The following is a 13,484-nucleotide window of genomic DNA, read 5'->3' as shown; positions in this document are numbered from 1 at the left end:
TGCACTACCTCACCGCGGCCTGCGCCGCCGCCAGGAAGCGCTGGACCTGGCGGTCGCCGTCATCGGGCCGCGCCGCCAGCGCAATGCCGATGCGGCCCGCCGGGCGCGGGCTCGACAACGGCAGGAAGCGCACGCGCTGGTTGGCGTAGCGCGCCGCCACGCTCGGCACCAGTGCCACCCCCAGCCCGCTTTCCACCAGGCTCACCTGGGTCTGCACCTGCACCGCCTCCTGCGTGACGCGCGGCACGAAGCCCGCCTGCTGGCACAGCATCATCGCCACCGCATGCAGGTTCGGCACCTGCGCCGCCGGGTACATGATGAAGGGCTGGTCGGCCAGCGCGCGCAGCGCGATCGCGTCGGCGCGCGCCATCGGGCTGTCAGCCGGCACGGCGGCTACGAAGACATCGTTCTCCAGCGGCGTGAGCACATAGCCGCCGCTGCTCAGGATCGGGAAGCGCACCAGCCCTGCATCGATCTGGTGCTTTTCCAGCCGGTCGAGGATCGCGGCGGTGGTCGATTCATGCAGGATCAGCTCGATGCCGGGATGCGCGGCGCGGAATGCCGGGATCAGCTTGGGCAGCAGCGCATAGGTGGCCGAGCCGATAAAGCCGATGCGCAATGCGCCGCGCTCGCCCTGCCCCGCCGCCATCGCCGCGGCGCGCGCCTGCTGCGCGTGGAACAGCGCCCGGCGCGCGTCATGCAGCGCGGCTTCGCCCGCCTGCGTCAGCCGCACCCCGCGCGAGGTGCGCACGAACAGCGCCGTGCCGAGCTGTTCCTCGAGCTTGCGGATCGAAATCGAAAGGGGCGGCTGCGCCATGTGCAGCCGCTCGGCGGCGCGGTGGAAATTGCCGGTCTCGGCCAGGGCGACGAACTGCTGCAGTTGGCGCAGGTCCATGGTCTCCAATATCCAGAGGATATCGATTGCTAAAAAACTAATATTAGACCAGCCGGTCCGCGCTGATCTACCCTGTGGCCCACAGTACAAAAGACCGGAGACACTATGCTGCCGCTTGCAGGCATCCGCGTGGTCGACCTGTCCACGGTGGTGATGGGGCCGTATGCCAGCCAGTGGCTGGCCGACCTGGGCGCCGACGTGATCAAGGTCGAGCCGCCCGAGGGCGATTCGACGCGCCGCACCGGGCCCGCCGCCGAACCCGGCATGGCGGCGATCTTCCTGGGGGTCAATCGCGGCAAGCGCAGCGTAGTGCTGGACCTGAAGCAGCCGGCGGCACAGGCGGCGCTGGCGCGCGTGCTGGAACGCGCCGACGTGCTGATGCACAGCATGCGCCCGCAGAAGCTGGCGGCGCTTGGGCTGGATCCCGACACGGTGCGGGCGCGGCATCCGGACCTGGTCTTCGTCAGCCTGCTCGGCTTTGCCGAGGACGGCCCCTATGGCGGCCGGCCGGCCTACGACGACATCATCCAGGGCCTGTCCGGCAATGCCGCGCTGATGGCGGCGCAGACCGGCGACAGCCGCTACTTCCCGACCATTGCCGCGGACAAGACCAGCGGGCTGGTGGCGGCGCTGTCGGTGTGCGCGGCGCTGGCCGGCCGCGCCCGGCGCCAGGCCGGCGGCGGCAGCGGGCATGGCACGCTGGTCGAGGTGCCGATGTTCGAATCGATGGTGGCGTTCAACCTGGTCGAGCACTTCTACGGCCGGCATTTCGACCCGCCGCGCGGCCCGAGCGGTTATCCGCGCGTGCTGGCGCCGTTGCGCCGCCCGTACCGCAGCGCCGACGGCCATGTCTGCATGATGCCGTACACCGATGCGCACTGGCGCGACTTCTTCCACGCCGCCGGCCGTCCGGAGCTGGCCGCCGATGCGCGCTTTGCCGACATCGCCGCCCGCACCGAGCATATCGAGACCCTGTACGAACTGACCGGCGAGATCGTGCAGGCGCACAGCACCGCGCACTGGGTGGGCTTGTGCGAACGCCTGCAGATCCCGGTGGCGCGCATCAATACGCTCGACGACCTGCCCCAGGATCCGCACCTGGCCGCCACCGGCTTTTTCGAGACCGCCGACGATCCGGCCATGGGCAAGCTCCGCTTTCCCGGCGCGCCGGTGCGTTTCGACGGCCAGCGCGCACCGCTGGCGGTGCCGCCGCGGCTGGGCGAACACACCCACGCGGTGCTGACCGAAGCCGGGCTCGGTACCGAGCAGATCGCGCAACTGCAACAGAGCGGCGCGGCGCGCTGCGCCCCCGCCACGGAGACACCATGACGCATGCAGAACTGCCCCGCCTGGGCCAGGGCTTCTACTGGCAAGACCTGCACGAGGGCCAGGCCTTCCGCACCTTCTCCCGCACCGTGACCGAGACCGACCTGGTCAACTTCATCTCGGTCACCGGCATGGTCGAGGCCATCTTTATCGAAGCCGGCTACGACGGCGGCGCGATCCAGGGCCGGCCGGTGCCGGCGGCGCTGACCTATACGCTGATCGAAGGCTTCATCCTGCAGACCATGATCCAGGGCACCGGGCTGGCGATGCTGGAGCTGACGCAGCAGATCCACGGCCCGGTGCTGGTCGGCGACACCATCCACGCCACCGTGACCGTGACCGGCATCCGCCCGACCTCGCGCAGCGGCCGCGCCGTGGTGGATTCGCGCATCGAGGTGTTCAACCAGCGCGGCGAACAGGTGATGACCTATACCGCGCGCCGGCTGCTGGCGGGCCGGTGACGCTGCGCGGAATCCAAAGCACGCCTCTGCCATATCAAGCGACAGGACTCAAACGTGACCGCATTGCTCTCCACCTTCAGCCTTACCACCTTGCCGCCCCACGCCGCGGCATTCCGCGCCGAGGTGCGGGCCTTCCTGGACCAGCACCTGCCGGCACTGCCGCCGGAAACGCGGGCGCGCTCGTGGATGGGCTTCGATGCCGGCTTCAGCCGGGCGCTGGCCGCGCGCGGCTGGGTCGGCATCACGCTGCCGGCGCAGTACGGCGGCGCGGGGCTGGACCCGTTCTCGCGCTTCGTGCTGGTGGAGGAACTGCTGGCCTGCGGCGCGCCGGTGTCGGCGCACTGGATCGCCGACCGCCAGAGCGGCCCCCTGATCCTGCGCTACGGCGACGACGCGCAGAAGGCCCGCTACCTGCCGGCGATCAGCCGCGGCGAGGCCTTTTTCTGCATCGGCATGAGCGAGCCCAATTCCGGCTCGGACCTGGCCAGCGTGGCCACGCGCGCGGTGCGCCAGCCTGATGGCGGCTGGCGCCTGAACGGGCGCAAGATCTGGACCACCAACGCCGACCGCTGCCACTTCATGATCGCGCTGGTGCGCACCTCGGGCACGCCGCAGGACCGGCAGGCCGGGCTGTCGCAGTTCATCGTCGACCTGCACGCGCCGGGCGTCACGGTGCGGCCGATCCGCGACCTGACCGGCGATGCGCACTTCTCGGAAGTGAGCTTCGACGACGTGGCGCTGGCGCCGGATGCGCTGGTCGGCAACGAGGGCAGCGGCTGGGAGCAGGTCAACGCCGAGCTGGCGTTCGAGCGCAGCGGCCCGGAGCGGCTGTACTCCAGCGTGGTGCTGCTCGACACCTGGCTCGACGCCCTGCGCCGGCTGCCGCCCGCGCGGCGCGACACCGTTACCGCGGGCCGCCTTGCCGGCCACCTGGCGGTGCTGCGCGCAATGTCGCTGGCAGTCACGGCGCGGCTCGCCGCGGGTGAAAGCCCGGTGGTGGAGGCGGCGCTGGTGAAGGACCTGGGCACCACCTTCGAGCAGTCGGTGCCGGCCCTGGTCGAGGCCGCGCTTGGCGACGAACCGGCACTCGCTGCCGATGGAGCGCTGTACCGCACCCTGGCCTATGTGACGCAGATCGCGCCGTCGTATTCGCTGCGCGGCGGCACCCGCGAAATCCTGCGCGGCATGATTGCGCGCGGGCTGGGCCTGCGCTGATCCGGCCGCGCCGACCGCCATCCTGAACGAGATTGCCCATGCATAACGCCTACTCCGATGCCCTCGACGCGCTGCTGCGCGACTGCTGCGCTCCCGCCACGGTGCGCGCGCTGGAACAGCACGCCGACCCGCAGCCGCTATGGCAAGCGCTGCAAGACAGCGGCTTCGCCGACTGCCTGTTGCCCGAATCCGCCGGCGGCGCCGCGCTGGCGCTGCGCGAACTGGCACCGGTGCTGTTCGTCACCGGCCGCCACGCGCTGCCGCTGCCGCTGGCGCAGACCATCTTTGGGCGGGCGCTGCTGCATGCCGGCGGCGTCGCGCTGCCCGACGGCCCGATCGCGCTGGCAAGCTTCGACGACGGCGCCGCCGCGGCCACGCTGGTGGCGGACGCACGCCATGCGCAGTGGTTGCTGCTGCAGGACGGCGAGCGCTGCCTGCTGCTGCCGGCCACGGCGGCGCGCGCCGAGGCCACCGGCGCCCACGGCGACCTGGCGCTGCGCGTGCCGCGCCCCGACACCGCCGCGCCCGCGGCATTCCAGTTGCCGGCCGGCACCGTGCGCACGCTGGGCGCCTGCCTGCATGCGGCGCAGCTGGCCGGCGCGCTGTCGCAAGTGCTCGACCTGACGCTGCAGTACGCCAACGACCGCCAGCAGTTCGGCCGCGCCATCGGCAAGTTCCAGGCGATCCAGCATCAGGTCAGCGAGATGGCCGAGCATGTCGCCGCGGCGCGCGTGGCGGCGCAACTGGCCTGCGACAGCGACGGCGCCACGCCCGACCCGCTGCGCGCGGCAATCGGCAAGCTGCGCGCCAGCGACGCGGTCACGCCGGTGGCCGCGATCGCGCATGCCGTGCACGGCGCGATCGGCATTACCGAGGAATATGACCTGCAGCTCTATACGCGCCGGTTGCATGCGTGGCGCGTGGCGGACGGGTCGGAACGCTGGTGGAGCCGCGTGCTGGGCGAAGTAGTCTGTGCCAGCGATGGCCGCAAGGCGGTGGAACTGGTGCGCGACTGGTGCGAGCCGGCGCCCGCCGGCTGAAGCGGCGGGGCCAGGGGCGCCGCCTGCCGCTCAGGCGGCCAGGCTCAGCCCGCTGCCATGCGGGCGGCGGTGGCGGCGCTCAGGCTTGCATTCGTACTTGAGCTCGGTGCGGCCGTCTTCATAGGCCACCTCCAGCCGCACGGTAAAGCCCCACAGCCGGGTCACGTGCCGCACCACTTCATCGAAGTTGTGCGCCAGCGGACGCCGGTCGTTCTGCAGGTGGCGCAATGTCAGCGAGCGGTCGCCGCCGACATCGACGTTGGTGACCTGGATATTGGGTTCCATGCTGGACAGGTCGTACTGCGCCGCCATCAGCTGGCGGATCGCGCGGTAGCCCTCGTCGTCGTGGATCGCGGTAACGCGCAGCTTGCCCTCGCGGTCATCGTCCAGCACCGAGAACAGCTTCAGCTCGCGGATCACGCGCGGCGACAGGAACTGCAGCAGGAAGCTCTCGTCCTTGAAGTTGCGCATGGCAAAGTCCAGCGTCTTGCGCCAGTCGGTGCCGGCGATCTCTGGCGCCCAGCGGTAGTCCTCGTCGGTCGGGTTCTCGCACATGCGGCGCAAATCCTGGAACATCAGGAAGCCCACCGTGTAGGGGTTCATGCCGCTGTAGTACGGGCTGTGGTACGGCGGCTGGTAGATGACGTTGGTGTGCGCCTGCAGCAGCTCCATCATGAAGGCGTCGTTGACCAGCTTTTCCTCGTACAGCTGGTTGATGATGGTGTAGTGCCAGAACGTGGCCCAGCCTTCGTTCATCACCTTGGTCTGGCGCTGCGGGTAGAAATACTGCGCGATCTTGCGCACGATGCGCACGATCTCGCGCTGCCACGGCGCCAGCTTGGGGGCATTCTTTTCGATGAAATACAGCAGGTTCTCCTGCGGCTCGGGCGGAAACGGGACATCCGGCTCGGCCGTGTCGTCCTCGGACGCCAGCGCGTGCGGCCGGTGCTTGGGCAGCGTGCGCCACAGGTCGTTGACCTGCATCTGCAGGTAGTTCTCGCGGTCGGCCTGGCGCGCCTTTTCCTCGGTGATCGACAGCTTCTTGGGCCGCTTGTAGCGGTCCACGCCGTAGTTCTGCAGCGCGTGGCAGGAGTCCAGCAGCAGTTCCACCTCCTGCTCGCCGTAGCGCTGCTCGCACTCGGCCACGTAGTTCTTGGCGAACAGCAGGTAGTCGACGATGGCGTCGGCGTTGGTCCAGGTGCGGAACAGGTAGTTGCCCTTGAAGAAGGAGTTGTGGCCGTAGCAGGCATGCGCGATGGTCAGCGCCTGCATCGGCATGGTGTTCTCCTCCATCAGGTAGGCGATGCAGGGATTGGAATTGATGACGATCTCGTAGGCCAGCCCCATGTGCCCGCGCTGGTAGCTGCGCTCCGACGCCAGGAAGTGCTTGCCGTAGGACCAGTGGCTGTAGCCCACGGGCAGCCCCGCCGACGCGTAGGCGTCGAGCATCTGCTCCGCGGTGATGATCTCGATCTGGTTGGGATAGGTATCCAGGCCGAATTCGCCGGCGATGCGGGAAATCTCGCGGTCATACCGGTTGATCAGCTCGAAGGTCCATTCCGAACCCGTGGACAGATAAGCCATCTTCGCCCCTTTCGTCCGCGCAAGACAGGCAGGCCGGTTCATGCGGCACGGGCGCGCCGCCAGGTCCCCTGTCTTGCCAATATTGCCTTCTTCACCGCGGCTTGCCGGTCATTGCCGCCAATGGCCGGCCCAGCACTGATTATGCCGCGCGTTTCTGGAACAGGTCGTGCAGCACCGGGTAGATCTCGTCCGCGCCGATGATGCGCTGCATCGCAAAGTGATCGAACTGGCTCTTCACCGTCAGATACTCTTCCCAGAGGTTCTGCGGCTCTTCCGACGCTACCTCCACATAGGCGTAATACTGCACCAGCGGCAGGATCGACTCGCGCAGCAGCCGCCCGCACAGCTCGGAATCGCCGGCCCAGTTATCCCCGTCCGAGGCCTGCGCGCAATAGATGTTCCACTGACTGGGCGGATAGCGGTCGTGGATGACCTCCACCATCAGCTTGAGCGCGCTCGATACCACGGTGCCGCCGGACTCGCGCGAGTGGAAGAAATCTTCCTCTTCGACTTCCTTCGCCACGGTGTGATGGCGGATAAACACCACGTCGATGCGCTCGTAGTTGCGCTTCAGGAACAGGTACAGCAGCATGAAGAAGCGCTTGGCCAGGTCCTTGCGGCTCTCGTCCATCGAGCCGGACACGTCCATCAGGCAGAACATCACCGCCTGGGCCTGCGGGCGCTTCTTGAGCACGCGGTTGTTGTAGCGCAGGTCGAGCTTCTCGATAAAGGGAACGCGATCGATGCAGGCGCGCAGGTGCCGCATCTTCTCCATCAGCTCGAGCGTGCCTTCGGCATACGGTCCGTCCTGCTCCAGTGCCTCGGCATAGGCCAGCTCCAGCTGGCGCAGGCGCTTCTGGTAAGGGCTGGACAAGGCGATGCGCCGCCCCAGCGAACTGCGCATGGTGCGCAGGATCGACAGGTTGGACGGGGTGCCGTCGATGGAATAGCCGGCGCGCACCTTGCGCACCTCGGCAATCTTGGCGAGGTGGCGCTTGGCCAGGTCCGGCAGCGCCATGTCCTCGAAGAAGAAATTGAGGAAGTCCTCGCGCGACAGCGTGAAGACGAAATCGTCCTCGCCCTCGCCGCTGTCGCTGGCCCGCGAACCGGTCCCGCCGCCGCCCTGCTGCTGGCGGTCGAAGGAATCGCCCTTGACGAACTTCTTGTTGCCAGGGTGAATCCACTCGCGCCGCCCGCCCGGGCCGTGGTGGAAGATCGGTTCGCTGATGTCCTTGACCGGAATGGACACCTGCCCGCTCTGCTCGATGTCCATGATCTTCCGGCCGGACACCGCCTTTGCCACCGCTTGCCGGATCTGCTCGCGGTAGCGCTTGATGAAGCGTTGCTGGTTGACGGCACTCTTGTTGCCGCCGTTTTCGCGCCGATCGATGACCGTAGCCATATGTTGCCCTCGTTGAGAGACCTGTTCCGCGGCGCCGTTACGATGACTTTCTTACGCGCAGATACCACTCCACCAACAGTCTCACTTGCTTGGGCGTGTACCCCTTCTCGACCATGCGGTTGACGAAGTTCTCGTGCTTGTCCTGGTCTTCGCGCGAAGACTTGGCGTTGAACGAGATCACCGGAAGCAGGTCCTCCGTGGTGGAGAACATGCGCTTCTCGATCACCATCCGCAGCTTTTCATAGCTGGTCCAGACCGGGTTCTTGCCACCGTTGTTGGCCCGCGCCCGCAGCACGAAGTTGACGATCTCGTTGCGGAAGTCCTTCGGGTTGGAGATCCCCGCGGGCTTTTCCACTTTCTCCAGCTCGTCGTTCAGCGCGTTGCGGTCGAGGATTTCGCCGGTGTTGGGATCGCGGTACTCCTGGTCCTGGATCCACAGGTCGGCGAACACCACATAGCGGTCGAAGATGTTCTGCCCGTACTCAGAATACGACTCCAGGTAAGCGGTCTGGATCTCCTTGCCGATGAACTCAACGAACGGCGTGGTCAGGTACTCCTTGATATACGACAGCAGCTTGGCTTCCTGCTCCGGCGGGAACTGCTCGCGCTCGATCTGCTGCTCGAGCACGTACAGCAGGTGCACCGGGTTGGCCGCCACTTCGGTGTTGTCGAAGTTGAAGACCTTGGACAGGACCTTGAACGCGAAGCGCGTCGACAGCCCGTTCATGCCTTCGTCGATGCCGGCGTAGTCGCGGTATTCCTGGTACGACTTTGCCTTCGGGTCCACGTCCTTCAGGCTCTCGCCGTCGTAGACGCGCATCTTGGAGAAGATGTTGGAGTTCTCGGGCTCCTTGATGCGCGTGAGCACCGCGAACTGCGCCATCATCTTCAGCGTGTTGGGCGCGCACGGGGCGGCCGACAGCGAACTGCTGCGCAACAGCTTGTCGTAGATCTTGACCTCGTCGGACACGCGCAGGCAGTACGGCACCTTGACGATATAGATCCGGTCGAGGAAAGCCTCGTTGTTCTTGTCCGCCTTGAAGGTCTGCCACTCGGCCTCGTTCGAGTGCGCCAGGATGACGCCGTCGAACGGGATCGCGCCGAAGCCTTCCGTGCCCTTGTAGTTGCCTTCCTGGGTCGCGGTCAGCAGCGGGTGCAGCACCTTGATCGGCGCCTTGAACATTTCGACGAACTCTAGCAGGCCGCGGTTGGCCAGGCACAGGCCGCCTGAATACGAGTACGCGTCCGGATCGTCCTGCGGGAAGTCCTCGAGCTTGCGGATGTCGACCTTGCCCACCAGCGACGAGATGTCCTGGTTGTTCTCGTCGCCCGGCTCGGTCTTCGAGATCGCGATCTGCGACAGCACCGACGGGCGCAGCTTCACCACCTTGAACTTGGTGATGTCGCCGTTGAACTCGTGCAGGCGTTTCACTGCCCATGGCGAGGCAATGGTATTGAGATAGCGCAGCGGGATGCCGTAGTCCTCTTCCAGGATCTTGCCGTCTTCTTCCGGCGAGAACAGACCCAGGGGCGACTCGTGGATGGGCGACCCCTTCAGCGCGTAGATGGGGATCTGTTCCATCAACGCCTTCAGCTTCTCCGCGAGCGAGGACTTGCCGCCGCCGGGAGGCCCGAGCAGATACAGGATCTGCTTGCGTTCTTCCAGGCCCTGCGCCGCGTGCTTGAAGAACGAGACGATCTGCTCGATCGTGTCCTCCATGCCGTAGAAGTCGCGGAAGGCCGGATAGATGCGAATGACCTTGTTGAAGAACAGGCGGGACAGCCTGGGATCGTGGTGGGTATCCACCAGCTCAGGCTGACCGATCGCGGCGAGCATGCGTTCGGCAGCGGTCGCGTAGGCAGTCGGATCCTTCTTGCAGATCTCCAGGTATTCCTGGATGCTGTATTCCTCTTCCTTGCGAGCTTCGAACCGCGTAGCGTAATGGCCAAAAATGTCCATACCTCACTCCCGTCAGAGTTCACGTCCGAGGCGTAGGTAGTGCTACCCCCAAGGCTTCGCGCAACGTTCGCGGTACACCACCCCGGCCTGGCGACCTGTCATGTTGCGAAGTCTTTACTTCATCATAGTCAAATAACGGCGATGGTGGAGTCCGAGTTGACGAATCTTGCATCGATGCAACGGGTGTTTCGCTGCTGCATTTCCCGCTGCATTCCTGCCGGATTTCGCTGTCAGCTTTTGGCTGATTCCACTCGGCTTCGCCTCCGCGCGCGACGGGCCATTGACCATGCTTGTGACACACCTTACACCTTTCCCGCCATCCGTGCACAGCTGGTTTTGTAACCATAAGCACGAAAGCCGGCACAGGTGCCGGCTTTCATTTTTGCGCATGTCGTCAGGCGTTTTGCGACGTCTCGCATTGCCTGCGCGCACTAGCACACAGACAGTGCTGATAGCGCAGCGCCCGCGCTGACGGCACTCAGAGCGTGCGCGCGACCAGCTCCTTCATGATCTCGTTGGAGCCGCCGAAGATCTTGCTGACGCGTGCGTTCGCGTACATGCGCGCGATCGGGTATTCCAGCATGTAGCCGTAACCGCCGTGCAACTGCAGGCACTCGTCGATGACCTGGCAGTTCTGTTGGGTGCACCACCATTTGGCCATCGCCGCGGTCGCCGCATCGAGCTGGCCGTCCATCAGGCGCTGCATGCAGTCGTCGACGAAGGTCGCGGCGATGGTGGCCACGGTCTTGCATTCGGCCAGCTTGAAGCGCGTGTTCTGCAGGTCGCCGAGCGGCTGGCCGAACACCTTGCGCTGGCGCACGTAGTCGGTGGTCAGCTCGATCGCGCGCTGCATGGTGGCCACCGCGCCCAGCGCAATGATCATGCGCTCCTGCGGCAGCTGCTGCATCAGCTGGTAAAAGCCCTGCCCTTCCTGCGTGCCGAGCAGGTTGTCGCACGGCACCAGCACGTCGTCGAAGAACAGCTCGGCGGTGTCCTGGCCCTTCTGCCCGATCTTTTCCAGGATGCGGCCGCGACGGAAGCCCGGCAGGTCGCGGGTTTCCACCATGACCAGCGACACCCCGCGCGAACCGGCTTCCGGATCGGTCTTGGCCACCACGCAGATCAGGTCGGCGTGGTAGCCGTTGGTGATGAAGGTCTTGGCGCCGTTGATGCGATAGCAGTCTCCGTCCGGGGTCGGTTCCCGCAGCGCGCGGGTGCGTATCGCTTTGAGGTCGGAACCGGCGCCGGGTTCCGACATCGCGATGGCCGCCACCAGTTCACCGCTGGCCATCTGCGGCAGCCATTTCTGCTTCTGCGCTTCGGTGCCGTAGCGCAGCAGGTAGTGCGCCACGATGCCGCTGTGCACGTTGTTGCCCAGGCTGGTGCAGACCGCGCGCGACATCTCCTGGGTGATGATGGCCTCGTGGGCGAAGGTGCCGCCGCCGCCGCCGTATTCCTCGGGGATGCTGGCGCACAGCAGCCCGATCTGGCCGGCGCGGCGCCACATGTCGCGGTCGATGTAGCCCTGCTCGGCCCAGCGGGCCTCGTTGGGGGCGAGCTCGCGCTCGACGAAGCGGCGCACGGTGTCCTGGAACATTTCCAGTTCTTCGTTCATCCAGGGGGTCTGGCGTGCGGCGGGCGCCGCGTTCTGGTCTTGGGATCCCATAAGTCGTACCGGTATCAGGGTAAACGTGAATAATGAAGCGGCAAGCCCGGTCGGCGCCGGATTACCTGCCTATATAAATAGGGGCGCAAGCCAGGGGGCAACCGATGCGGGACGGCAAGCCCCGCCGGTCCGCCCTCAGTCCGGCCAGCGGTAGCGCAGCGGCTGCTTGGCCATGAAGCGGTCGGCGGCCTCGCGGCGGTAGCCGGTGGAGAAGGCGATGCCCTGCGCATCCGCCTCCATCGCCAGCATGGTGCCCAGGTCCTGGCCCAGCGATGCATTGAGCGCCTGCTTGGTCAGGCTGACCGCCACCGGCGAGGCCTCGGTGAATGCCTGCGCGAGCGCACGGGCGCGCGCCTGCAGGCCGTCGGCCGGCACGATTTCCATGACGATGCCAAGGTCTTGCGCGGCCTGGGCGCTGAGCTCGCGCATCGAGAACATCAGCGCCTTGGCCCGCTGCAGGCCGATCATCCGCGGCAGCGTGTAGAACACGCCACAGTCTGGCACCAGCCCCATGCGCAGGAACGGCAGCCCGAAGCGCGCGCGCGGCGTGGCCAGGATGATGTCGGCAGTCAGCGCCAGGCTGAAGCCCGCGCCATAGGCGGCGCCGTCGACCGCGGCAATGACCGGCACGTCCAGCTGGATCAGGTCTTCCAGCCAGCCGTGGAGCCTGCGCAGGCGCTTGCGGCCCTGCTCGGCGCTGATCTCGACCTGCATCGAGCTGATGTCGCCGCCCGACGAGAAATCGGTGCCGGCCGCAGTCAGGATCAGGGCGCGCACGCTGTCGTCGTCCCGTATCCGGCGAATCACTTCGCCGATTTCCTCGCGCATCGGCAGCGACAGCGCGTTCTTGCGCGCCGGCGCATCCAGCGTCAGCGTGGCGACACCGTCCTCGACGGCAAAACGGATGGTTTCCATGGCTTGGCCTCCGGTACGGTGTGTCAGTCCAGCTGGATGTTGGCGTCGCGCACGATCCTGGCCCACTTTGGCGTGTCGCCGGCGACCACGGCGGCGAGTTCCTGCGGCGTGGAGCCGACCGGCTGCAAACCCATGCCGGCCAGCTTCTGCGTCACTTCGGGCAGCCGCACGATGCGTGCGGTCTCGGCGGCCAGCCTTGCCGTCACGTCCTTGGGCGCGTTGCCGGGCAGGAACAGCCCGAACCAGCCATTGGGCTCGAACCCCGCCAGGCCCAGCTCGGAGAAGGTCGGCACATTGGGCAGCGCCTTGTAGCGCTGGGTCCCGGTGATGCCCAGGATCTTGAACTTGCCGCTGGTGAGGTAAGGGTTGGCCGAGGTCACGTCGACGAAGGCGCTGTCCACCTGGCCGCCGAGCAGGTCGCTCATCAGCGGCGCCGCGCCCTTGTACGGGATATGCGCGATCTCGATGCCGGCCTGCTGGCGCAGCAGCTCGCCGTGCAGGTGCGACGAGGTGCCGTTGCCGTACGAGCCATAGCTGAGCTTGCCGGACTTGGCCAGTGCCAGGAACTCGCGCATGGTGCTGGCCGGCACGCGGTTGGGCACCACGAACAGGTCGGACGACTTGGCGATCAGCGAGACCGGGGTGAAGTCTTTGGCGACGTCGTACGGGGTGCGCTTGTATAGCGCCGGCGACTGGATCAGCGCGGTGATCGCCAGCAGCAGGGTGTAGCCGTCGGCCGGCGCCTTGGCGACGGTGTCGTTGCCCAGCATGCCGCTGGCGCCCGGCTTGTTTTCCACCACCACCGGCTGGCCCAGGCTTTCGGCGAGGCGCTGGCCGATCAGCCGCCCTACGGTATCGGTGCCGCCGCCGGCCGGGTATGGCACGATCAGCCGGATCGGCTTGGCGGGGTACGGTTGCTGGGCGAAGGCCTGGCCCGCGTGGCCAAGGATGGCCGCGCCGGCCAGGGTGCCGGCCTGCGCCAGCCAGTTGCGTCTGCTCTGCTGCATGTTGTCTCTCTCT

General features: G+C 66.7%; 11 protein-coding genes. 4 read left to right on the top strand and 7 right to left on the bottom strand.

Annotation, left to right across the window (positions count from 1 at the left end; all coding sequences use genetic code 11):
- Positions 1 to 4: 4 nt before the first annotated feature.
- A complete protein-coding gene (locus tag AC3FMM_RS02410) occupies positions 5 to 895 on the bottom strand; it encodes a LysR family transcriptional regulator (protein WP_116313575.1) in 891 nt (296 codons plus the stop codon).
- Positions 896 to 1,000: 105 nt separating this feature from the next.
- Here AC3FMM_RS02410 and AC3FMM_RS02405 point away from each other — a divergent pair, with 105 nt between their 5' ends.
- From AC3FMM_RS02405 to AC3FMM_RS02390, 4 genes are read left to right on the top strand one after another with little or no spacing between them, the layout of a single operon-like run.
- Positions 1,001 to 2,224 (top strand): CaiB/BaiF CoA transferase family protein, encoded by a 1,224-nt coding sequence (locus tag AC3FMM_RS02405; RefSeq protein WP_488686070.1) that lies wholly within the window; start codon positions 1,001 to 1,003, stop codon positions 2,222 to 2,224.
- Positions 2,221 to 2,682 carry a MaoC family dehydratase gene (locus AC3FMM_RS02400; protein ID WP_252667636.1) on the top strand — a complete coding sequence of 154 codons (462 nt, stop codon included), beginning with the start codon at positions 2,221 to 2,223 and terminating at the stop codon, positions 2,680 to 2,682. Before AC3FMM_RS02405 ends, AC3FMM_RS02400 begins: the two co-directional genes overlap by 4 nt.
- A 54-nt stretch (positions 2,683 to 2,736) precedes the next feature.
- Entirely contained in the window at positions 2,737 to 3,897 is a 1,161-nt protein-coding gene (locus AC3FMM_RS02395) for an acyl-CoA dehydrogenase family protein (protein WP_115681560.1), read from the top strand.
- Positions 3,898 to 3,935: 38 nt separating this feature from the next.
- A complete protein-coding gene (locus AC3FMM_RS02390) occupies positions 3,936 to 4,937 on the top strand; it encodes an acyl-CoA dehydrogenase family protein (RefSeq protein ID WP_488686069.1) in 1,002 nt (333 codons plus the stop codon).
- Positions 4,938 to 4,967: 30 nt separating this feature from the next.
- On the opposite strand, the gene AC3FMM_RS02385 is transcribed toward AC3FMM_RS02390, so the two are convergent.
- The 6 genes from AC3FMM_RS02385 to AC3FMM_RS02360 form a co-directional block, all read right to left on the bottom strand.
- A complete protein-coding gene (locus AC3FMM_RS02385; protein WP_115712580.1) occupies positions 4,968 to 6,521 on the bottom strand; it encodes a SpoVR family protein in 1,554 nt (517 codons plus the stop codon).
- 139 nt (positions 6,522 to 6,660) lie between these two features.
- Positions 6,661 to 7,923, bottom strand: a complete 1,263-nt coding sequence (locus AC3FMM_RS02380; protein WP_115681563.1) for a YeaH/YhbH family protein — start codon at positions 7,921 to 7,923, stop codon at positions 6,661 to 6,663.
- Between the two features lie 37 nt (positions 7,924 to 7,960).
- Entirely contained in the window at positions 7,961 to 9,883 is a 1,923-nt protein-coding gene (locus AC3FMM_RS02375; protein WP_012355394.1) for a PrkA family serine protein kinase, read from the bottom strand.
- A 478-nt stretch (positions 9,884 to 10,361) separates the two neighbouring features.
- Positions 10,362 to 11,549, bottom strand: a complete 1,188-nt coding sequence (locus AC3FMM_RS02370) for an acyl-CoA dehydrogenase family protein (RefSeq protein ID WP_115712578.1) — start codon at positions 11,547 to 11,549, stop codon at positions 10,362 to 10,364.
- Between the two features lie 135 nt (positions 11,550 to 11,684).
- On the bottom strand, positions 11,685 to 12,464 hold the full coding sequence (locus tag AC3FMM_RS02365; protein WP_115712576.1) for an enoyl-CoA hydratase/isomerase family protein: 780 nt from the start codon (positions 12,462 to 12,464) through the stop codon (positions 11,685 to 11,687).
- Positions 12,465 to 12,487: 23 nt separating this feature from the next.
- On the bottom strand, positions 12,488 to 13,471 hold the full coding sequence (locus tag AC3FMM_RS02360; protein ID WP_116314705.1) for a Bug family tripartite tricarboxylate transporter substrate binding protein: 984 nt from the start codon (positions 13,469 to 13,471) through the stop codon (positions 12,488 to 12,490).
- Positions 13,472 to 13,484: the final 13 nt, after the last annotated feature.

The sequence above is a fragment of the Cupriavidus sp. 207A1 genome (assembly GCF_057798955.1).
Note: the sequence above shows the minus strand (reverse complement) of the source record. Positions and strands in the feature narration are given on the sequence as shown.